Consider the following 19,142-nt stretch of genomic DNA (forward strand, 5'->3'; position numbering starts at 1 on the left):
TTTTGGAAGGCATGCGCATCCGGGCATGCGGCTGGGCTTCAAACCCAGTAGGGGGCGTCGATCGTTCCCTGGTAGGTTCGACTCCTGCTGCCTTCCGCCATTGGTGTTTCCGCAGGAGATGTCGGCATGGCCACGCACGCGCAGTCCCCCGCCCCTTCACCCGCCGATGCCCGGCAACGCCTGACCTCGCTGGCCCATGGTGGTGGTTGCGGCTGCAAGATCGCGCCGGGTGTGCTTTCCGAGCTGCTGCGTGGGATTCCGGCGCTTCCCGCACCGGCCGAACTGCTGGTCGGGCGTGAGACCAGCGACGACGCGGCGGTGTATCGCCTCGATGATCGCCAGGCGATCGTCGCCACCACCGATTTCTTCATGCCGATCGTCGACGACCCGTTCGACTTCGGCCGCATCGCTGCGACCAACGCGCTGTCTGACCTGTATGCGATGGGTGCGCGGCCACTGTTCGCGCTGGCCATCGTCGGCATGCCGATCAACGTGCTGCCACACGACACCATCCGCGGCATCCTGCAGGGTGGTGAACGCGCCTGCGCCGCCGCCGGCATCGTGGTTGCCGGCGGCCACAGCATCGATTCGGTGGAGCCCATCTACGGCTTGGCCGCGATCGGCGTGCTCGATCCACACCGACTCAAGCGCAATGCCGATGCTCGCGCCGGCGATGTGCTGGTGCTGGGCAAGCCATTGGGCGTGGGCGTGTATTCGTCGGCGCTGAAGAAGGAACTGCTGGATGCCGACGGCTACCGGCAGATGGTCGATTCCACCACCCGCCTGAACAGCGTTGGCGTGCCGCTGGCCGCATTGGACGGTGTGCACGCGATGACCGACGTCACCGGCTTCGGCCTGCTCGGCCATCTGCTGGAAGTGTGCCGCGCCAGCGGCGTCGCCGCCGAGGTGGACAGCACACAGGTGCCGCTGCTGCCACAGGTGCTGGACCTGCTGCAGCGAGGCTGCGTGACCGGTGCCTCCAGCCGCAACTGGGCCTCGTATGGCAGCGACGTGCGCTTCGCCGCAGGCATGGCGGCGCACTGGCAGCCATTGCTGACCGATCCGCAGACCAGTGGTGGCCTGCTGGTGTCGTGCGCGCCGGAAGCGGTGGATGCGGTGCTGGCCTGTTTCCACGATGCAGGGTTCGCCCAGGCAGCCGTGGTGGGCCGCCTGAACGCGGGATCGCCGGGCGTCAGCGTGGCCTGAGTGCCGGACCGAAGAGGGGCGCCCGAAGGCGCCCCTGCCGTCTCACTCGATGTTCTGCACCTGCTCGCGGATCTGGTCGATCACCACCTTCAGTTCCACCGCGGCATTGGACGTGCGGCTGTCCACCGACTTCGAGCCCAGCGTATTGGCTTCGCGGTTGAATTCCTGCAGCAGGAAGTCCAGGCGGCGGCCGACCGGCTCGCGCTGCTTGAGCACGCGGCGGATCTCGACGATGTGGCTGCCCAGGCGGTCCAGTTCCTCATCCACGTCCAGCTTCTGCAGCCACAGCACCAGTTCCTGCTCGGCGCGGCCGGGATCGACCGGGTGCGGCAGGTCGGCCAGGCGTGCGGCCAACTTGGCGCGCTGGCCGTCGCGAATGGCCGGAATCAGGGTGCGCACTTCGGCGGCGATGCGCTCGATGCCATCCACGCGCTCGGCAATGGCCGTGGACAGCTTGTCGCCTTCGCGCTCGCGGGCGGCAACGAAGCCGTCCAGCACCTGATCAAGCAGCGACAGCGCCTCGGCCTGCAACGCCGCTGCGTCGGTGGCCTCGCCCTGGGTCACGCCCGGCAGCTGCAGCAGTTCAGTGAAGCTGACCTGCAGGTTGGGGAAATCGGAGGTCAGCCGGTGTGCCAGCTGGCCCAGCTGCCCCAGCAGCACCTCATTGACCTGCAGGCTGCCCGCCGCTTCCGGCGCGCGCAGGCGCATCACCAGATCCAGCTTGCCGCGGCTCAGGCGCGCTGCAATGCGTTCACGCAGCTGCGGCTCCAGCGCCCGCAGTTCCTCGGGCAGGCGGGTGCCGACCTCCAGGAAGCGGTGGTTGACCGAGCGCAGCTCGCAGCCCAGCGTGCCCCACGGGGTGACCCGCTCGCCGCCGGCATAGGCGGTCATGCTTCGAATCATGGATTGTGTCCGGTGCGTGCAAAGGGGGAATGGTACCCTAGCGCCCTCACCTGAGCCCCCTTGCCCGCCCCGTGAAGGCCGCGGGCATGGCGGCGTACTCCCACGCCATTACGGAACCTGCACCATGTCCGATTCCCGCCCCAGCGGCCGCCAGCCCGACCAGCTCCGCCCGGTCGTCATCCAACGCGGCTTCACCCGCCATGCCGAGGGTTCGGTGCTGGTGTGCTTCGGTGAAACCCGCGTGCTGTGCACCGCCAGTGTCGAGAACCGCGTGCCGGGCTTCCTGCGCGGCAAGGGCGAAGGCTGGGTGACCGCCGAGTACGGCATGCTGCCGCGCGCCACCCACACCCGCAGCGACCGCGAAGCGGCGCGTGGCAAGCAGGGCGGCCGCACGCTGGAGATCCAGCGCCTGATCGGCCGCAGCCTGCGAGCCTGCGTGGACCGCAACGCGCTGGGCGAACGCACCATCACCCTCGACTGCGACGTGCTGCAGGCCGACGGTGGCACGCGCACCGCCGCCATCACCGGCGCCTACGTGGCCCTGGTCGATGCGGTGAACGTGCTGATGAAGCGCGGCGAGATCAAGCGCAACCCGATCCTGGGCGCGGTCGCGGCCGTGTCGGTGGGCGTGTACCGCGGCACCCCGGTGCTTGACCTGGACTACGCCGAAGACAGCGACTGCGATACCGACATGAACGTGGTGATGAACGACGGTGGCGGTTTCATCGAACTGCAGGGCACCGCCGAAGGCCATGCCTTCCGCCGTGATGAACTGGACGCCCTGCTGGGCCTGGCCGAGAAGGGCGTGCGCGAACTGCTGGACGCGCAGCAGGCGGCGCTGTCGGCATGAACCGCCGTATCGCCCTGACCACTCTGGTGGTGGCCGACTACGACGAAGCCATCGCCTGGTACACCGGCAAGCTCGGCTTCTTGCTGCTGGAAGACATCGACCAGGGCAGCAAGCGCTGGGTGGTGGTCGGGCCGACCAACGGCAGCGCCGCCGCCCTGCTGCTGGCCCGCGCCAGCAACGAGGAACAGCGCAGCCGCATCGGCAACCAGACCGGTGGCCGGGTCGCCTTCTTCCTCAACACCGACGACTTCCACCGCGACCACGCGGCGATGCTGGCCGCCGGGGTCGAGTTCCTGGAAGCACCGCGCGAAGAGCCCTATGCAACGGTCGCGGTGTTCCGCGATCTGTACGGCAACACCTGGGACCTGCTGGAGCCCCGCCAATGAAGAAACTGGTACTGGCCAGCCACAACGCCGGCAAGCTGGTGGAAATGCAGGAGATCCTCGCCGACCTGCCGTTGCAGATCACCTCGGCCGCCGAGCTGGGCCTGGGCGACGTGGAAGAAACCGGCCTGACCTTCGTCGAGAACGCGCTGCTGAAGGCGCGCGCGGCCTGCGAAGCGACCGGCCTGCCGGCGCTGGCCGATGATTCGGGCCTGATCGTCGATGCCCTCGGCGGTGCACCGGGCCTGTACAGCGCGCGCTATGCCGGCCAACCGACCAATGCCGCGGCTAACAACGCCAAGCTGCTGGACGCGATGGCCGAAGTGCCCGACGACCAGCGCGGCGCCCGCTTCTACGCGGTGATCGTCCTGCTGCGCCATGCCACCGACCCGCAGCCGCTGATCTGCGAAGGGCGCTGGGAAGGACAGATCACCCGCGAACCGCGCGGCAGCAACGGCTTCGGCTACAACCCGGTGTTCCTGGATACCACCCACGGCCTGACCGCCGCGGAGATGGAGACGGCCCTGAAGAACGCCATCAGCCACCGCGCCCTCGCCCTGCAGCAGCTCAAGCAGCAGCTGGCCACGCTGTATTGATTCGTTCCTGATTACCCAAGGGAAGCCGGCCAACGGCCGGCACTACCGATGAAGCCCATGCCGCACCCCCACGACCACTGCAACCACCTGCCCGGCGAAACCTGCCCGGGCGACCACGACACTGCGCCGCGCCTGGTGCCGCCGCCGTTGTCGCTGTACGTGCACCTGCCGTGGTGCGTGCGCAAATGCCCCTACTGCGATTTCAATTCGCACCAGGCCAAGGGCGAGCTGCCGTTCGATGCCTACATCGACGCCCTGCTGCGTGACCTGGACCAGGACCTGCCGCTGGTCTGGGGCCGGGTGGTGCACAGCGTGTTCTTCGGTGGCGGCACGCCCAGCCTGTTCCCGCCGGAAGCGATCGACCGTTTCCTGCAACAGGCCAGCGCGCGCCTGCGCTTCGCGCCCAATGCCGAGATCACCCTGGAAACCAACCCGGGCACCGCCGAACACGGCCGTTTCGACCGCTACCGCGCGGCCGGCGTGAACCGCCTCAGTTTCGGCATCCAGAGTTTCGACGACGCGATGCTCAAGCGCCTGGGCCGCATCCACGACAGTGGCGAGGCTGAACGCGCGGTGAAGATGGCGCAGGACGCGGGCTACGACAATTTCAACATCGACCTGATGTACGCGCTGCCGGAACAGACCCTGGCCGGCGCCGAGGCCGATCTGGAGCGCGCCTTCGCACTGCAGCCGGCGCACATCTCGCATTACCAGCTGACCCTGGAACCGAATACCGTTTTCTTCGCACGGCCGCCGCAGGGCATTCCCGATGAGGACAACGCCTGGGACATGCAGGAACACTGCCAGGCCCTGCTGGCACAGGCCGGCTTTGGCCAGTACGAGGTCAGCGCCTACGCGCGCCCTGGCCGGCAGAGTGCGCACAACCTGAACTACTGGCGCTTCGGCGACTACCTGGGCATCGGCGCCGGCGCGCACGGCAAGATCAGTTCCGGCGCCGAGGAGCACGTGCTGCGACGCTGGAAACTGAAACATCCGCAGGCCTACCTCGACAGCGCAGGCACCCCTGCCTCGTTCGGCGGTGACGATGTCATCGCACCCGGGCGGCTGCCGTTCGAGTACATGCTGAACCTGCTGCGCCTGCATGAAGGTTTCAGCCTGCGCGATTTCGAGTCGCGCACCGGCCTGCCGCGCAGTGTGCTGGACGCACCGCTGGCTGACGCCGTGCAGCGCGGCTGGCTGCACATGGCGGACGGCCACGTGCAGCCAACCGAGCTGGGCCGCCGCTTCACCAACGATGTGGTGAGCCTGTTCCTGGAGGAGTAAGGCCTCCGCCGTAACGGGTAGTGCCGGCCGCTGGCCGGCAATCCGGTGCGGATCGCGTTGCCGGCCAGCGGCCGGCACTACCGCGCATCTGGGCCATGCCCGGCAGATGCATTTCACATTCACCCTAAAGTAGCGCCGACATCGGCCGACACGGTAGATTCACAGGATCGATCCGCGGGAATCCGGGTACCGCTCGCCGATGTCAGCTGTTTTTTCCCCCACCCCTGCCGACAAGGCCCGCCTGGCCGCGGCCGACCTGCCGCCGCGGGTGCGCGAACTGCTGGGCGCGTTGATCGGCCTGTGCCGGCAGACCCTGGCCGCGCCGCTGATCCTGACCGTCGAAGCGCTGGAACAGACCCTGCTGCACGACGCCGATCGCGCGCGCAATCCACTGCAGCAGGCCGAACTGATGGCCCAGCGCGGCCAACTGCATGCCTTTGCCGGCCACTTCCCCGACCGCATGCTGGATGCCGTTGCCGAGGCCCTGGCGCGCCTGCGCGAACCTGCGAGTGCAGCCCCCGCCGGGGCCACCCCGCCGCCGCTGCCCGGCATGCTGGGGCTGTCGCTGGTGGCCGAGCATGACGTCGACCGCGACCTGCTGCTGACCGAGATGATCCGGCGCGAAACCCTGCGCTCGACCAATGCCCTGAACCTGCTCGGGCAACGGCTGGGCGTGCTGGCGGCGGCGCCGGCATTCGAGGCCGACGCGCTGCCGCTGGCGCCGCAGGCATTGTGCGCGATGGTGCGCCGGCTCGCGGAGCAGGACGCCCTCGGCGCCGACGTACAGCTGGCGCTGTATCGCAGCTTCGAACGCCAGGTGCTGGAACGGCTGGGCGATGTGCTAGACCGCGCCAATGCGCTGCTGGCCCAGCACGGCGTTCTGCCCGGCCTGGTCTACACGCCCTACCTGGCGCGTTCGTCGAGCACGCGACGCATCATCACCCACTCCGTCGGCGGTGGCCGCGCGACGCAGCCGGCCAAGCGCGCCCCGGCAGCGCCGCTGACCGGCTGGAACGGATCGGCACCGTCAGGCTCGTGGTCGAACCTGGTGCAGGAGGCGGTCAGCGACGCCGGTGGCCGCGACACCGCCGTGCCTGGGCTGACCACCTCCACCGGCAGTGCGCTGCACGACCTGCTGCAGCAGGCCCGGCACGCCAGTACCGCGCCCACGCCGTCCGCTGCGGTACCCAGCGCCGCCGTGGATGCGGTGCTCGCACGCCTGCAGGCCCAGTCCAGTGCCGCCACCGGCCTTGCCGACCTGCAGAGCGCAGTAGTCGCCCAGCTGCGCAGCGAACATGGCGCGCAGGCCCAGCTGGGCAGCCACGACCGCGACAATCTCGACCTGCTGCGCCTGCTGATGCAGCAGGTACAGCAGCAGCAACGTCCCGACCCGGTACCGGCCGCGCTGCTGGCGCGCCTGCAGGTGCCGCTGGCGCGCGCGGCCATGGCCGACCCTGGTTTCTTCGTGCGTGACGAGCACCCCGCCCGCGAACTGCTCAACCAGATCGCCGAAGCCGGTGCCCATTGGCTCGGCGATGATGACGTCGACCCCCAGCTGCTGCAGCGCATGGCGCAGAGCGTGCAGGGGCTGCTCGGCCAGGATGCGCGCACACCCGAGGCCTTCGCTGCCGCAAATGAAGACGTGCAGCAGCACCAGCGCGCGGCCGCCCATCGCGCCGAGCTGGCCGAGCGCCGCCACGTTGAGGCCGCGCGCGGCAAGGAACGCCTGGACCTGGCACGACGCCAGGCCAGTGCACAGATCGACCAGTGCTGCGATACGCAGGCGCCGCCACGCTTCGTGCAGACTCTGCTGCGCCAGGCGTGGGCCGACGCCCTGACATTGACCCGCCTGCGCCATGGTGACGATTCACCGCAGTGGCAGGAACGCCTGCAGCAGACCCAGCGCATCGCGGCGGTGACCGCCCAGACCGCGGACGCTGCCGGTGGCACCGACGCTGCGCTGGCCACCGAGGTGGAAGCGGCACTGGTGCAGGTCGGCTACCACGCCGAGGAGGCCGCCGCCGTCGCGCGTCGCCTGGCCACGCCCGGCGGCGAGGATGAGAGCACCTCGCGTACCGAACTCAGCGCCCGCCTGAAAGCGCGCGCGCGACTGGGCGAGCATGCCGGCACGTCCAGCGCAGGCGCGCCCGCCGAGCCACGCAGCAGTGCCGAAGAAGCCGCCTACCAGCAGCTGTCCACCCTGCCGTTCGGCAGCTGGTTCGACATCGACACCGGCGATGGCACGCTGCGCCGCCAGCGCCTGTCCTGGTACAGCCTGCTGACCGGCCACGCGCTGATGGTCAATCCACGCGGACAGAAGATCGCCGATACCGACCTGGATACCCTTGCCCGCCAGCTCAGCGCGGGCCGCGCGCAGCTGGTCACCGAAGACAAGGGCCGCCTGGTCGATCGTGCCTGGCAGGCCAGCCTCGATGCGCTGCGCGCCCTGGCCGCTGGCCACACCCGGAAAACCCCTGCATGAACACCCAGCCGCCACAGGACACCCGTCGCGCACCGCGCCGCCAGGTCTCGGACCTGGTGCCGGTCACCGACCAGATGCGCGACAGCGTGGTGGGCCGCCTCGGCAACGTCTCCGAAACCGGCATGCTGATGCTGGCCAGCGTGCCGCTGCGCGAGGATGCGCTGTACCAGTTGCGATTCCCGCTGCCGATGGCAGATGGCCACCAGCAAGCCATCGACGTGGGCGTGCACCTGCTGTGGAGTGAACCGGCGCACGTGCCGGGACAGAGCTGGACCGGCTTCCGCTTCCTCACCCTGTCACGCGAACATCGGCAGCTGCTGCGCCAATGGGTGGGCGAAGACAGCGACGAGGGACCGGTTTCGACGGCCTGAGTGCCGGTTCCGGCACAGCGGTTTTTCGCGGTATGCGGCAGAATCTAGGGCCGTTTTCCGTGTCGAGCCACCGCAATGATCCAGCAAGACCCCGGCGCCCTGTATTCCGACCACCTGGCCGTGCTGTGCCGACGTGCCGAACAGGCGCTGGCCCGCGGCGGCTTCGATCACCTGGTAGTGCCCAGTGGCACCCTGCACTACCAGGTGTTCGACGATCGCGACTACCCGTACGCGGTGAATCCGCAGTTCAAGGCCTGGCTGCCGCTGACCCGCGTGCCGAACAGCTGGATCGTGTTCACGCCCGGCAAGCGCCCGGCGGTGATCTTCCACCAGCCCTTCGATTACTGGCACGTGGTGCCGGATGCACCGAGCGGCTGGTGGGTGGACCACTTCGACATCCACATCATCCGCACGCCCGAAGAAGCGCTGGCGCTGCTGCCGGCCGACCCGTCGCGCTGCGCGATCCTCGGCGAGCCGCAGAGCACGCTGGGTGCATTCGTACCGAACAACCCAGCGCCGGTGTTGAACTACCTGGAATGGCACCGCGCCTACAAGACGCCGTATGAAATCGCGCTGATGCGCCAGGCACAGGTGCTGGGCGTGCGTGGCCATCGTGCCGCAGAGGCCGCGTTCCGCAATGGCGCCGACGAATTCAGCATCCACATGGCCTACTGCCAGGCCGTCGGCCAGGATGCCAATGAACTGCCGTACGGCAACATCGTCGCGCTGAACGAACACGCCGCCGTGCTGCACTACACCGAACTGGGGCGCAAGGCGCCGCAGCCGCTGCGCAGCTTCCTGATCGATGCCGGCGCCAGCGCGCACGGCTACGCCAGCGACATCACCCGCACCTACGCCGCGCATGGCCACGACGAGTTCGCCGCGATGATCGCCGCCGTCGATGCCGCCCAGCAGCAGATGTGCGCGGCGGTGCGCGCCGGCTTCGACTACAAGCAGCTGCACGTGGACGCGCATCTCTCGCTGATGGGCGTACTGAAGGACTTCGACGTCATCAAGGTGTCGCCGCAGACCGCCGTGGAGACCGGCGTCAGCGCCGCGTTCTTCCCGCACGGCATCGGCCACCTGATCGGCCTGCAGGTGCACGACGTGGCCGGTTTCGCGGCCAGCGACGAAGGCGGCCGCGTCGAGCGCCCGGCGGGGCATCCCTACCTGCGCCTGACCCGCGTGCTGGAGCCGGGCATGGTGGTGACCATCGAACCGGGCCTGTACTTCATCGACATGCTGTTGAACGAAGTGAAGGACGCAGGCCATGGCGATGCGATCAACTGGGATCGCGTGGACTTCTTCCGTCCGTATGGCGGCATCCGCATCGAGGACGAAGTGCTGTGCACCGAGGGCGAGGCGGACAATCTGACGCGGCCGGAGTTTGCTGCGGCCAACGGCTGAGCCCCTCGTGGTTGGATGCTTAGAGCAAAAGCCGCGCTTGGCCGGGCGGGGTGGGTTGGCAGGACACGCCGTAAACCCATCCATGGGGGCTCGATGGCGCCATCCATGGCGCCAACGGTCCTGCCAACCCAACCCGCCCGGCCTTTGACAGTTTCCTGCGCGCGTCCAACCACGGAAAAGAAAATGAAAATCAAAAGCGGGTCGCTTGCTGCGCTCGCTCCGTGTCGACCAAGGTCGACACCTACCAACAGCCGCAGTGGCCAGTAGATCCACGCCATGCGTGGATGATTCATTCGATACCTGACAGATGTGCCGACCAACGGTCGGCACCCACCAACAGCCGCGTGAACCTGTCCAAGGCGGGTCGCTTGCTGCGCTCGCTGCGTGTCCGACCAAGGTCGACACCTACCAACAGCCGCAGTGGCCAGTAGATCCACGCCATGCGTGGATGATTCATTCGATATCTGACAGATGTGCCGACCAACGGTCGGCACCCACCAACCGCCGCGTGAACCTGTCAGAGGTGGGGCGGTGTGGGTGGGCAGGACCGTTGGCGCCATGGATGGCGCCATCGAGCCCCCATGGATGGGTTTACGGCGTGTCCTGACCACCCACACCGCCCCGCCATCCCACGGAATATCAGCTTCTGCCGTTGCTGTTGCGTTTCAGCAGGTGCAGGGCTGCAAGCCCTGCCAAGAAACCCTTACCCCGCCATCAACGCTTCGATCTCGTCAGCGCTGCGCGCCAGGCCTTCGGTCAACACGCGATGGCCGTCATCGGTGATCAGCACATCATCCTCGGTGCGGATGCCGATACCGCGCCAGCGTGGCTCCACCGTCGTGTCGTCCACGCCGATGTACAACCCCGGCTCGATGGTGAACACCATGCCCGGCTCCAGCAGGCGCGAATCACCGGCCAGGCGGTAATCGCCCACGTCGTGCACATCCAGCCCGATCCAGTGCCCGGTCTTGTGCCGGTAGAAGCGCTGGTACAGGCCTTCGGACAGGTTCTTTTCCAGCGTGCCCTTCAGCAGGCCCAGCCGCAGCAGGCCCTCGGTCAGGGTCTGCACCGCCGCCAGGTGACCGGCCTCGTACGGCACGCCCGGCTTTGCCTGCGCCAGTGCCGCGGCCTGTGCCTCTCCGACCAGGTCATGCAGCGCGCGCTGCTCGGCACTGAAGCGGCCGTTCACCGGGAACGTGCGGGTGATGTCGCTGGCGTAGCCGCGGTACTCGGCACCGGCATCGATCAGCACCAGTTCGCCATCACGCGACCGCGCGTTGTTGTCGCGGTAGTGCAGGATGCAGCCGTTGCGGCCTGCACCGACGATGCTGCAGTACGCCGGAACGGCATCATTGGCGCGGAACACGCGTTCCAGCTCGGCCTGCAGCTCGTACTCGTGGATTCCCGCCTTGGCCGCCTTCATCGCCGCCAGATGGGCGCGCACGCTGATCTGCGCGGCATGCTGCATCAGCGCCACTTCGGCACCGGACTTGAACAGGCGCTGTTCGTGCAGCAGGTGGCCCAGCTCCAGGAACTCATGCGGCGGCTGCGCGCCATGGCGAACCTGTGAGCGCACGCGGTTGACCCAGCCGATCAGCTTCAGGTCGAAATCCGCATCGCGGCCGAAGTGGTAGTAGACGCGCGAACGCCCTTCCAGCAGGCCCGGCAGGATGTCGTCCAGATCGTCGATCGGGTAGGCATCGTCCATGCCGAACTGCGCCACCGCGCCTTCCTGGCCGGCACGGCTGCCGTCCCAGGCCTCGCGTTCGGGATCACGCTCGCGGCAGAACAGGATGGCCTCGCCATGGCGACGACCAGGAATCAGCACCAGCACCGCTTCCGGCTCGGGGAAGCCACTCAGGTACTGGAAGTCCGAATCCTGCCGGAACGGATAATGGGTATCGAGGCTGCGCACCTTCTCCGCCGCAGCCGGCAGCACCAGGATCGCGTCCTCGCCGGCCATGTCCATCAGCTGGCGGCGGCGACGCTTGTATTCGCCGGCCGCGATGCCGGTGCGCTGCTTGATATCCATCAGTTCAGGCGCTGCCGATGGCGCGAGGCCAGCACCACGTCACCGTGCAGCAGCAGCACCGCCACGCGGATGAATTCCTCAATCTCCGACAGGGCGTCGTCGTCATCATCGCCACCGGCCTCGAAATCCTCGCTGGAGGCACGGGCCAGGCTGGCCATGTCGGTCAGCGCTTCTTCGCCCTCTTCGGACAGTGTCGGGCGACGGCCGCCGCTGCCCAGCCCGAAACCGCCCAGGAACGAGCGGGTCCAGCTGAACATGGCATCGGCCTGCGCGGCCACGTCATCGCTGTCGGTCAGCAACAGCTCGAAGGCGAAGTCGCGGTCTTCCAGCTGCTTGATGGTGACCTGCAGCAGCTGGCCCAGCACGCTGTCGGCGGCCACCGGCGGCAGGTTGTCGTCGGCCAGCACGCGCGCCGGCCAGTCGTTGCCGGGGGCGCCGCCGGCGGCCAGCCAGCCGCACAGCGCGCCGTGCAGCTCGGCAGCGGTAGCGCCCAGGCCCAGTTCCTGGCTGGCGCGGTTAACGTCGTCGACGGAGGGAAGTTCAGTCATCGTGCGGCTCGTTCGGAAAGGAAACCCGGGGCGCGCCGGCGCGCCCGTGAGACCCCGTAGTGTAGCAATCCGGCGGCCTCCTCCCCGTGGCCGTCCAGCCTTGCTGCGACAACGCTTGACCGCCCTTGCCCGGCTTGCCTATCGTGCCCGCATGGAACCCGCCGATCCCCTTGCCCAGCTGCAGGACTTCGCCGCCCGCGTGGAGGCGTTGCTTGAACGCAACCAGCGCCTGGCCGAGGAGAACCGCAGCCTGCGCCACCAGCAGGAACAACTGGTGGCCGAGCGTTCCACGCTGCTGGCCAAGAACGAGCAGGCACGCTCGCGGGTGGAAGCAATGATCAGCCGGCTCAAATCCCTGGAGCAGCACACATGAGCGCCGAACCGGTCAGTGTCCGCATCCTCGATCGTGAATACACCGTGGGCGTCGGTGGCGATGAACGCGACAGCCTGATGGCCGCCGCGCGCCTGCTCGATGCCCGCATGCGCGAGATCCGCGGCAGCAACCGCATGGCCGCCGTAGACCGCGTGGCGGTACTGGCCGCCTTGAACCTGGCCCATGAACTGCAACTGCTGCGCGACGAGAATGCCCGCCAGGCAGTGGCGCTGCAGCAGACGCTTGCCGACCTGAACCGGCGCCTGGACCGCGCCATCGACGGCACCCCATAGAAAAAGGGGACGGAGGGAATTAAGGCGTATTCGCCCCTTCCGTGCTGGAAACGCCTTAATTCCCTCCGTCCCCTTTTCGCATATCTGAATTGGCACGGACTGTTGCCGACGAACGGCCTATCCAGATCCTGCGCGCTGGCTATAATGGCCACGCGTTCTCTGCGGTACTCGACGGCATGTGCAAACATTCGCCTTGTCCCTTAAGAACGACACCGGGAGCGCGACAGCGCCGGGAGTGCAGGTCCGCCTTGTAGCGGGAAGCCCGATGGTTCTCCAGCGTTCCCACTTGAGCCCCCGGGTTCAAGGTCGTTTCGCATGCATCGACATTGCGGAGAATGCAATATTCCAGCAAGGGCGGCGTCTTCGGGCGTCGCCCTTGTTCTTTGCGGCACAATGGCGGCTGATCCTTGCCGCACGCTGCCATGACCGACCCGCGCCAGGCCCTGCGCCACGACCTGCGGCAACGCCGCCGCGACCTTTCCGCCGCTGAGCGCATCGCCGCCGCCGAATCACTTGCCGATGCCCTGCTGGCATTGCCGTTCGCCCCGCGCGAAGGCGCCGTAGCCGGCTACTGGGCGCTGGACGGCGAAATCGCCCTGCACCGCTGGCAGCTGCAACTGCCCGAAGGCCTCACCTACTGCCTGCCGGTGCTGGCCGGCGACGTGCTGCGCTTCGCGCCATGGCGGCCGGGGCAGCCGCTGACCAGCAACCGTTACGGCATTCCCGAGCCGGACATCGCACTGCAGGACACCCTGGAACCGGCGCAGATGGCGCTGGTGGTGGCGCCGCTGGTGGGCTTCGACACGCAGTGCCGGCGGCTGGGCATGGGAGGTGGCTGGTATGATCGCAGCTTCGCCTTCCGCCATGACCGGCCGGCGCCGCCCTGGCTGGTCGGTGCGGCGTTCGCGGTGCAGCAGGTCGAGTCCTTGCCGGTGGCGTCGTGGGACGTGCCGGTGGATGCGATCTGCACCGAAGGCGGCACCCTGTTTCCCTCCGCTGCCCCCGTGAACGCATGACCGCCCGCAAGCGCTACTGGCTGATGAAGTCCGAACCGGACGCCTTCTCCATCGATGACCTGGCCAAGGTCAAGGTCGAACCCTGGAACGGGGTGCGCAATTACCAGGCGCGCAATTTCATGCGCGATGGCATGCAGGTCGGCGACGGCATCCTGTTCTATCACTCCAATACCAAGGTGCCGGGCATCGTCGGCCTGGCCACGGTGGCCAGCGCGGCCTATCCGGACGATACCCAGTTCGACCCGACATCCGACTACCACGACCCCAAGAGCACGCGCGAGAACCCGCGCTGGATGCTGGTGGACGTGGCCTTCGACCGCAAGCTCAAGCAGGTGATCGCGCTGGACGAGATCAAGCTGCACGCCGACGAGCTCGGCGAAGGCTTCCCGCTGGTTGCCAAGGGCAACCGCCTGTCGGTGTTCCCGGTGACCGCCGCGCAGTGGAAGCTGCTGCTGTCGCTGGAAAAGAAATCCTGATTCCCTGCCTGAGAGTTCTCCCATGTCCGAAGCCAAGCGCCTGGCCGCCGAGAAAGCCATCGAATACGTCGAAGACGGCATGATCGTCGGTGTCGGCACCGGGTCCACCGTGGCCTACTTCATCGATGCGCTGGCCTGCATCCAGCACCGCATCAAGGGCGCGGTGTCCAGTTCCGAGCAGAGCACCGCGCGCCTGAAGCAGCACGGCATCGAGGTGATCGAGCTGAACCACAGCGGCAACCTGTCGCTGTATGTGGACGGCGCCGACGAGTGCGACCCGAACAAGTGCCTGATCAAGGGCGGCGGTGCCGCGCTGACCCGCGAGAAGATCATCGCCGAGGCCAGCGAGCGCTTCATCTGCATCGTCGACCCGAGCAAGCAGGTGCCGGTGCTGGGCGGGTTCCCGCTGCCGGTGGAAGTGATCCCGATGGCGCGCAGCCTGGTCGCCCGCCAGATCCGCGACATGACCGGCGGCCAGCCGACCTGGCGCGAAGGCGTGGTCACCGACAACGGCAACCAGATCCTGGACATCCACAACCTGCAGATCACCGATCCGGAAAAGCTCGAGCGCGAGCTCAACCAGCTGCCGGGCGTGGTCTGCGTCGGCCTGTTCGCGCGCCGTCGCGCCGACGTGGTGATCGTCGGCGGCGAGCCGCCGGTCGTGCTCTGACCCTTCCAAGGATCCTGACGATGTCGCTGTTGCGTTCGCTGCTGATGCTTCCGCTGCTGGCCCTGGCCGGCTGCGCCACCGACGCGGCCCGCCACTGGGTCGAGCTGGATGGCGCCCGTTACCAGGTCGAGCTGGCCACCAACGATGAAACCCGCGCGCGCGGGCTGATGTTCCGCGACCAGATGGCGGCCGACCACGGCATGCTGTTCGTCCACGACCGCGAAGAGATGCAGGCGTACTGGATGAAGAACACCAAGATCGCGCTGGACATCCTGTACTTCGACAACGAGCGCAAGCTGGTCAGCCAGCAGCGCGACGTGCCGCCGTGCTCGGCCGGCGACATGTGCCCGCCCTACCCCAGCGGCGGCCCGGCACGCTACGTGCTGGAACTCAACGCCGGCCAGGCCGAAAAGCTGAAGCTGAAGGACGGCACCGCGCTGACCTTCGGCCCGGGCATCGAGTAGTAAACGATGCGGCCGGCCAGCGGCCGGCACCCGCGGTAGTGCCGGCCGCTGGCCGGCAACCCTGCAGGGGTCAGATCCCTTTCGCACGCGAAAGGGATCTGACCCCTGAATTTTTCACGCGGCACCGCTTGAAACCGTCCACGAATGACGCCAGTCTGTGCTCATGCAGGACCGGATCACACTCCCCGACTGGGATGCACTGGCCGACCTCGAAGACGAGGCGCTGCCGCTGTTGCCGACCGCGCTGCTGATCGCGCGCGATGAATACCCCGATCTGCAGCCGTCCACCTACGACGCGCTGATCCAGAGCCATGTCGACCACCTCCGCTCGGAAGTGGAGGCCATCGACAACAGCCCGTTGAAGATGGCGGCGATCAACCGCCACCTGTTCGACGAGCTGGGCTACAGCGGCGACCACGACGAGTACTACGACCCGCGCAACAGCTACCTCAACCAGGTGTTCGAGCGGCGCCTGGGCAATCCGATCTCGCTGGCCCTGGTGCAGATGGAAGTCTCGCGCCGGCTGGGTATTCCGCTTGATGGCGTGTCCTTCCCCGGCCACTTCCTGGTGCGCCTGCCGGTGGATGACGGCGTGCTGGTGATGGACCCGTTCAACGGTGGCCGGCCACTGGACGTGGACGAACTGCGCGAGCGGGCCAAGTCACACCTGGGGGGGCAGATGCCCGACGACCAGGTGCTGGCGCAGATCCTCGACCCGGCGCCGGCGCGCGCGATCCTGATGCGCATGCTGCGCAACCTGCACGGCGTCTATGCCGAAGCCGGCGAGTGGGACCGCGCTGCACGCAGCGCCGATCGCCTGCTCAAGCTGGCCCCGGAACAGGACGACGCCCTGCGCGACCGCGGCCTGGCCTACCTGCAGCTGGAGTACCTGGCAGGTGCCCGTCATGACCTGGGCCAGTATCTGAAGCGCAACCCCGAGGCCAGCGATGCGCAGTGGCTGCGCGAGAAGCTGATCGACCTCGGCGGACCGATGCCGCGGCTGCATTGATTTACCGGTGTGTGGACCAACGGTCCGGTCAGTCGACCTCGACCATCTCGAAATCGGCCTTGGTCACCCCGCAATCCGGGCAGGTCCAGGTCTCGGGAATGTCCTCCCAGCGCGTGCCCGGCGCGATGCCCTCTTCCGGCAGGCCGTCCGCTTCGCTGTACAGGAAGCCGCAGACCACGCACATCCAGGTACGCAAGGTGGTGGGGGTGGCATCACTCATCGGATAATCGGGGCTGGATTCACGGGCCGCCATTGTCCCATCGCGGCCCACGCACCGGTAGCCATCGATGACTTCAGCTTCTCCGGCGCCCCGCGGCGTCTACCTGATCACCCCGGATGAACCCGATAGCGCACGCCTGCTGGTACGCACCGCGCCGCTGCTGGCCGCCGGCGCCACCTGGTTGCAGTACCGCAACAAGACCGCCAGCGACGCCCTGCGGCTGGAACAGGCCACGGCGCTGCAGGGCCTGTGCGCTGCCCATGGCGTACCGCTGATCATCAATGACGACCCGGTGCTGGCCAAGGCCGTCGGCGCGGCCGGCGTGCATCTGGGCGGCACCGACGGCGACATCCCCAGCGCGCGTGCCTTGTTGGGGGCCGAGGCCATCATCGGCGCCTCCTGCTACGACCAGCTGGCCAATGCAGAAAAGGCCGTGGCCGCCGGCGCCAGCTATGTGGCCTTTGGCGCCTTCTTCCCCACCACCACCAAGATCACCAGCAGCCGCGCCCACCCCGACCTGCTGCGGCAAAGCGCCGCACTGGGCGTGCCGCGAGTGGCGATCGGCGGGCTGACCCCGGACAATGTGGGTCCCATCATCGACGCCGGCGCCGATCTGGTCGCCGTGGTCAGCAGCGTGTTCGCCGCCGAAGACCCGGTCGCAACCCAGCACGCCCTCCTCGCCCAGTTCGCGTAACACCCAGGAAAGCCCCATGAACCACGACAAGTCCCACGCCCTGTTCTCCCGCGCCCAGCAGCTGCTGCCGGGCGGCGTCAATTCGCCGGTGCGCGCGTTCAAGTCGGTCGGCGGCGAGCCGTTCTTCGTCGAGCGCGCCGACGGCGCCTACCTGTACGACGTCGACGGCAACCGCTACATCGACTACGTCGGTTCCTGGGGCCCGATGATCGTCGGCCACAATCACCCGGCGGTACGCCAGGCGGTGAAGAAGGCCATCGACAACGGCCTCTCGTTTGGCGCGCCGTGCGCGGCCGAGGTGACCATGGCCGAGACCATCACCCGCCTGGTGCCGTCGTGCGAGATGGTGCGCATGGTCAACTCCGGCACCGAGGCCACGCTGTCGGCGATCCGCCTGGCGCGCGGCGCCACCGGCCGCAACCGCATCGTCAAGTTCGAAGGCTGCTACCACGGCCACGGCGACTCGTTCCTGGTCAAGGCCGGCAGCGGCATGCTGACCCTGGGCGTGCCGACCTCGCCGGGCGTACCGGCCGGGCTGAGCGAGCTGACCCTGACCCTGCCCTACAACGACTTCGACGCGGCCACCGCCCTGTTCGAACAGCAGGGTAACGACATCGCCGGCCTGATCATCGAACCGGTGGTCGGCAACGCCAACTGCATCCCGCCGCGCGAGGGCTACCTGCAGCACCTGCGCGAACTGTGCACGAAGCATGGCGCGCTGCTGATCTTCGACGAGGTGATGACCGGCTTCCGCGTTGCCCTTGGCGGTGCGCAGGCGCACTACGGCATCACCCCGGACCTGACCACCTTCGGCAAGATCATCGGCGGCGGCATGCCGGTGGGCGCCTATGGCGGTCGCCGCGAGCTGATGCAGCAGATCGCCCCGGCCGGGCCGATCTACCAGGCTGGCACGCTCAGCGGCAATCCGGTGGCGATGGCCGCCGGCCTGGCGATGCTGGAACTTGTCCAGCAGCCAGGCTTCCACGCCGACCTCGCCGAGCGCACCGCGCGCCTGTGCGCGGGCCTTGAAGCGGCAGCCGCTGACGCTGGCGTGGCGGTGACCACCACCCGCGTGGGGGCGATGTTCGGGCTGTTCTTCACCAGCGAGAAGGTGGAGACCTATGCGCAGGCCACCGCCTGCGACATCCCGGCGTTCAACCGCTTCTTCCACGCGATGCTGGAACAGGGCGTGTTCCTGGCACCGTCCGCCTACGAGGCCGGTTTCCTGTCCAGCGCCCACGACGATGCCGTGATCGAGGCGACGCTGGCCGCTGCACGCGTGGCGTTCAAGGCCGCCAAGGGCTGAGTGCTGCCCCGGTAGGTGCCAACCTTGGTTGGCACAAAAAGGGGACGGAGGGGATTAAGTCGTTTGTGCACAAACGACTTAATCCCCTCCGTCCCCTTTTTTCAACCGAAGACGAGCTTGCCCTTCATCATCGCGAAGTGGCCGGGGAACGAGCAGAAGAAGGTATAGTCGCCGCCCTTCTGCAGGCCCTGGGTGGAGAAGCGCACGCGCGTGGTCTCGCCACCTCCAATGACCTTGGTGTGGGCCAGCACGCGCTTGTCGGCCTTCGGCAGGTAACTGTCGGCCAGGGTCATGCGCATGCCCGCCATCGCCACCGGCTGGTAGTCGGCCGTGCGGGTCAGCACCCAGTTGTGGCCCATCGCGGTAGCGGCCAGCTTGCCGGTGTGGCGCAGGGTCAGGTCCACCGCACTGCAGTCGGCGGCAACCTTGATCTCGCGGCTGCTGAAGCTCATCTGGTCGGTGCTGTCGATGCTCACCGCACAGACCCGCGCCATCGCCGATGGCGCCAGCATCAGCGCACCCAGTCCAACCGCCACCGTCCAAGCCTTCATCGCTGCAT

At 67.9% G+C, this 19,142-nt stretch carries 22 protein-coding genes, 1 tRNA gene and 1 other RNA gene; 19 read left to right on the forward strand and 5 right to left on the reverse strand.

What is annotated here, in order from left to right:
* The first annotated feature begins 4 nt into the window (after positions 1 to 4).
* Positions 5 to 100 (forward strand) — tRNA-Sec (locus N440_RS14225).
* 26 nt (positions 101 to 126) lie between these two features.
* On the forward strand, positions 127 to 1,206 hold the full coding sequence (gene selD / locus N440_RS14230) for a selenide, water dikinase SelD (protein ID WP_133935471.1): 1,080 nt from the start codon (positions 127 to 129) through the stop codon (positions 1,204 to 1,206).
* A 42-nt stretch (positions 1,207 to 1,248) separates the two neighbouring features.
* Here selD and N440_RS14235 read toward each other — a convergent pair whose 3' ends face one another.
* On the reverse strand, positions 1,249 to 2,109 hold the full coding sequence (locus N440_RS14235; RefSeq protein WP_133935472.1) for a YicC/YloC family endoribonuclease: 861 nt from the start codon (positions 2,107 to 2,109) through the stop codon (positions 1,249 to 1,251).
* Positions 2,110 to 2,233: 124 nt separating this feature from the next.
* On the opposite strand from N440_RS14235, the gene rph reads away from it, so the two are divergent.
* From rph to pepQ, 7 genes are all read left to right on the forward strand, one after another.
* Positions 2,234 to 2,959 carry a ribonuclease PH gene (gene rph, locus N440_RS14240; protein ID WP_133935473.1) on the forward strand — a complete coding sequence of 242 codons (726 nt, stop codon included), beginning with the start codon at positions 2,234 to 2,236 and terminating at the stop codon, positions 2,957 to 2,959.
* Complete coding sequence (locus tag N440_RS14245) at positions 2,956 to 3,345, forward strand: VOC family protein (protein WP_133935474.1); 390 nt, start codon at positions 2,956 to 2,958, stop codon at positions 3,343 to 3,345. The genes rph and N440_RS14245 overlap by 4 nt, the downstream gene beginning before the upstream one ends.
* The gene (gene rdgB / locus N440_RS14250) at positions 3,342 to 3,938 is read left to right on the forward strand and encodes an RdgB/HAM1 family non-canonical purine NTP pyrophosphatase (RefSeq protein ID WP_133935475.1); all 597 of its coding nucleotides are present in this window, start codon (positions 3,342 to 3,344) and stop codon (positions 3,936 to 3,938) included. The genes N440_RS14245 and rdgB overlap by 4 nt, the downstream gene beginning before the upstream one ends.
* Before the next feature lie 57 nt (positions 3,939 to 3,995).
* The gene (hemW, locus tag N440_RS14255) at positions 3,996 to 5,222 is read left to right on the forward strand and encodes a radical SAM family heme chaperone HemW (protein WP_166671562.1); all 1,227 of its coding nucleotides are present in this window, start codon (positions 3,996 to 3,998) and stop codon (positions 5,220 to 5,222) included.
* A 199-nt stretch (positions 5,223 to 5,421) separates the two neighbouring features.
* On the forward strand, positions 5,422 to 7,704 hold the full coding sequence (locus tag N440_RS14260; RefSeq protein WP_133935476.1) for a DUF1631 family protein: 2,283 nt from the start codon (positions 5,422 to 5,424) through the stop codon (positions 7,702 to 7,704).
* Entirely contained in the window at positions 7,701 to 8,075 is a 375-nt protein-coding gene (locus N440_RS14265) for a PilZ domain-containing protein (protein WP_133935477.1), read from the forward strand. The genes N440_RS14260 and N440_RS14265 overlap by 4 nt, the downstream gene beginning before the upstream one ends.
* A 75-nt stretch (positions 8,076 to 8,150) precedes the next feature.
* Positions 8,151 to 9,482 (forward strand): Xaa-Pro dipeptidase, encoded by a 1,332-nt coding sequence (gene pepQ, locus N440_RS14270; RefSeq protein WP_133935478.1) that lies wholly within the window; start codon positions 8,151 to 8,153, stop codon positions 9,480 to 9,482.
* Between the two features lie 703 nt (positions 9,483 to 10,185).
* Here pepQ and N440_RS14275 read toward each other — a convergent pair.
* Positions 10,186 to 11,508: an aminopeptidase P N-terminal domain-containing protein gene (locus tag N440_RS14275; protein WP_133936036.1), complete on the reverse strand. Its 1,323-nt coding sequence runs from the start codon at positions 11,506 to 11,508 to the stop codon at positions 10,186 to 10,188.
* A gap of 5 nt (positions 11,509 to 11,513) precedes the next feature.
* The gene (locus N440_RS14280) at positions 11,514 to 12,062 is read right to left on the reverse strand and encodes a UPF0149 family protein (protein ID WP_008265035.1); all 549 of its coding nucleotides are present in this window, start codon (positions 12,060 to 12,062) and stop codon (positions 11,514 to 11,516) included.
* A 151-nt stretch (positions 12,063 to 12,213) separates the two neighbouring features.
* Between N440_RS14280 and N440_RS14285 the strand changes: the two genes are divergently transcribed.
* The 8 genes from N440_RS14285 to N440_RS14320 all read left to right on the forward strand — a co-directional run bounded on the left by N440_RS14285 (position 12,214) and on the right by N440_RS14320 (position 16,363).
* Positions 12,214 to 12,435, forward strand: a complete 222-nt coding sequence (locus N440_RS14285) for a TIGR02449 family protein (protein WP_005410898.1) — start codon at positions 12,214 to 12,216, stop codon at positions 12,433 to 12,435.
* Positions 12,432 to 12,728 (forward strand): cell division protein ZapA, encoded by a 297-nt coding sequence (locus tag N440_RS14290; protein ID WP_005410899.1) that lies wholly within the window; start codon positions 12,432 to 12,434, stop codon positions 12,726 to 12,728. Before N440_RS14285 ends, N440_RS14290 begins: the two co-directional genes overlap by 4 nt.
* 153 nt (positions 12,729 to 12,881) lie before the next feature.
* Positions 12,882 to 13,067, forward strand: a non-coding RNA gene (gene ssrS / locus N440_RS14295) — 6S RNA.
* 83 nt (positions 13,068 to 13,150) lie between these two features.
* Positions 13,151 to 13,744 carry a 5-formyltetrahydrofolate cyclo-ligase gene (locus N440_RS14300; RefSeq protein WP_133935479.1) on the forward strand — a complete coding sequence of 198 codons (594 nt, stop codon included), beginning with the start codon at positions 13,151 to 13,153 and terminating at the stop codon, positions 13,742 to 13,744.
* On the forward strand, positions 13,741 to 14,220 hold the full coding sequence (locus N440_RS14305; protein WP_133935480.1) for an EVE domain-containing protein: 480 nt from the start codon (positions 13,741 to 13,743) through the stop codon (positions 14,218 to 14,220). Before N440_RS14300 ends, N440_RS14305 begins: the two co-directional genes overlap by 4 nt.
* A gap of 22 nt (positions 14,221 to 14,242) precedes the next feature.
* Entirely contained in the window at positions 14,243 to 14,890 is a 648-nt protein-coding gene (gene rpiA / locus N440_RS14310; RefSeq protein ID WP_133935481.1) for a ribose-5-phosphate isomerase RpiA, read from the forward strand.
* A 20-nt stretch (positions 14,891 to 14,910) separates the two neighbouring features.
* Entirely contained in the window at positions 14,911 to 15,354 is a 444-nt protein-coding gene (locus tag N440_RS14315) for a DUF192 domain-containing protein (protein WP_008266483.1), read from the forward strand.
* Positions 15,355 to 15,517: 163 nt separating this feature from the next.
* Positions 15,518 to 16,363, forward strand: coding sequence for a SirB1 family protein (locus tag N440_RS14320; RefSeq protein ID WP_006467102.1), 846 nt, complete (start codon positions 15,518 to 15,520; stop codon positions 16,361 to 16,363).
* A gap of 28 nt (positions 16,364 to 16,391) precedes the next feature.
* Here the strand turns inward: N440_RS14320 and N440_RS14325 are convergent, their stop codons facing one another.
* Complete coding sequence (locus tag N440_RS14325) at positions 16,392 to 16,616, reverse strand: rubredoxin (RefSeq protein WP_006467103.1); 225 nt, start codon at positions 16,614 to 16,616, stop codon at positions 16,392 to 16,394.
* A gap of 34 nt (positions 16,617 to 16,650) precedes the next feature.
* Between N440_RS14325 and thiE the strand changes: the two genes are divergently transcribed.
* Positions 16,651 to 17,277, forward strand: a complete 627-nt coding sequence (gene thiE / locus N440_RS14330) for a thiamine phosphate synthase (protein WP_133935482.1) — start codon at positions 16,651 to 16,653, stop codon at positions 17,275 to 17,277.
* Between the two features lie 16 nt (positions 17,278 to 17,293).
* Complete coding sequence (gene hemL / locus N440_RS14335) at positions 17,294 to 18,583, forward strand: glutamate-1-semialdehyde 2,1-aminomutase (RefSeq protein WP_133935483.1); 1,290 nt, start codon at positions 17,294 to 17,296, stop codon at positions 18,581 to 18,583.
* A gap of 101 nt (positions 18,584 to 18,684) precedes the next feature.
* Here the strand turns inward: hemL and azu are convergent, their stop codons facing one another.
* Positions 18,685 to 19,134, reverse strand: coding sequence for an azurin (gene azu / locus N440_RS14340; RefSeq protein WP_049456925.1), 450 nt, complete (start codon positions 19,132 to 19,134; stop codon positions 18,685 to 18,687).
* Positions 19,135 to 19,142: the final 8 nt, after the last annotated feature.

The sequence above is a fragment of the Stenotrophomonas sp. CC22-02 genome (genome assembly GCF_004365115.1).
GTDB classification, from domain to species: domain Bacteria; phylum Pseudomonadota; class Gammaproteobacteria; order Xanthomonadales; family Xanthomonadaceae; genus Stenotrophomonas; species Stenotrophomonas forensis.

Coding starts and splice junctions, on each gene's coding strand:
- selD (WP_133935471.1), top strand. CDS start 127: ATGGCCACGCACGCGCAGTCCCCCGCCCCTTCACCCGCCGATGCCCGG.
- N440_RS14235 (WP_133935472.1), bottom strand. CDS start 2,109: ATGATTCGAAGCATGACCGCCTATGCCGGCGGCGAGCGGGTCACCCCG.
- rph (WP_133935473.1), top strand. CDS start 2,234: ATGTCCGATTCCCGCCCCAGCGGCCGCCAGCCCGACCAGCTCCGCCCG.
- N440_RS14245 (WP_133935474.1), top strand. CDS start 2,956: ATGAACCGCCGTATCGCCCTGACCACTCTGGTGGTGGCCGACTACGAC.
- rdgB (WP_133935475.1), top strand. CDS start 3,342: ATGAAGAAACTGGTACTGGCCAGCCACAACGCCGGCAAGCTGGTGGAA.
- hemW (WP_166671562.1), top strand. CDS start 3,996: ATGCCGCACCCCCACGACCACTGCAACCACCTGCCCGGCGAAACCTGC.
- N440_RS14260 (WP_133935476.1), top strand. CDS start 5,422: ATGTCAGCTGTTTTTTCCCCCACCCCTGCCGACAAGGCCCGCCTGGCC.
- N440_RS14265 (WP_133935477.1), top strand. CDS start 7,701: ATGAACACCCAGCCGCCACAGGACACCCGTCGCGCACCGCGCCGCCAG.
- pepQ (WP_133935478.1), top strand. CDS start 8,151: ATGATCCAGCAAGACCCCGGCGCCCTGTATTCCGACCACCTGGCCGTG.
- N440_RS14280 (WP_008265035.1), bottom strand. CDS start 12,062: ATGACTGAACTTCCCTCCGTCGACGACGTTAACCGCGCCAGCCAGGAA.
- N440_RS14285 (WP_005410898.1), top strand. CDS start 12,214: ATGGAACCCGCCGATCCCCTTGCCCAGCTGCAGGACTTCGCCGCCCGC.
- N440_RS14290 (WP_005410899.1), top strand. CDS start 12,432: ATGAGCGCCGAACCGGTCAGTGTCCGCATCCTCGATCGTGAATACACC.
- N440_RS14300 (WP_133935479.1), top strand. CDS start 13,151: ATGACCGACCCGCGCCAGGCCCTGCGCCACGACCTGCGGCAACGCCGC.
- N440_RS14305 (WP_133935480.1), top strand. CDS start 13,741: ATGACCGCCCGCAAGCGCTACTGGCTGATGAAGTCCGAACCGGACGCC.
- rpiA (WP_133935481.1), top strand. CDS start 14,243: ATGTCCGAAGCCAAGCGCCTGGCCGCCGAGAAAGCCATCGAATACGTC.
- N440_RS14315 (WP_008266483.1), top strand. CDS start 14,911: ATGTCGCTGTTGCGTTCGCTGCTGATGCTTCCGCTGCTGGCCCTGGCC.
- N440_RS14320 (WP_006467102.1), top strand. CDS start 15,518: ATGCAGGACCGGATCACACTCCCCGACTGGGATGCACTGGCCGACCTC.
- N440_RS14325 (WP_006467103.1), bottom strand. CDS start 16,616: ATGGCGGCCCGTGAATCCAGCCCCGATTATCCGATGAGTGATGCCACC.
- thiE (WP_133935482.1), top strand. CDS start 16,651: ATGACTTCAGCTTCTCCGGCGCCCCGCGGCGTCTACCTGATCACCCCG.
- hemL (WP_133935483.1), top strand. CDS start 17,294: ATGAACCACGACAAGTCCCACGCCCTGTTCTCCCGCGCCCAGCAGCTG.
- azu (WP_049456925.1), bottom strand. CDS start 19,134: ATGAAGGCTTGGACGGTGGCGGTTGGACTGGGTGCGCTGATGCTGGCG.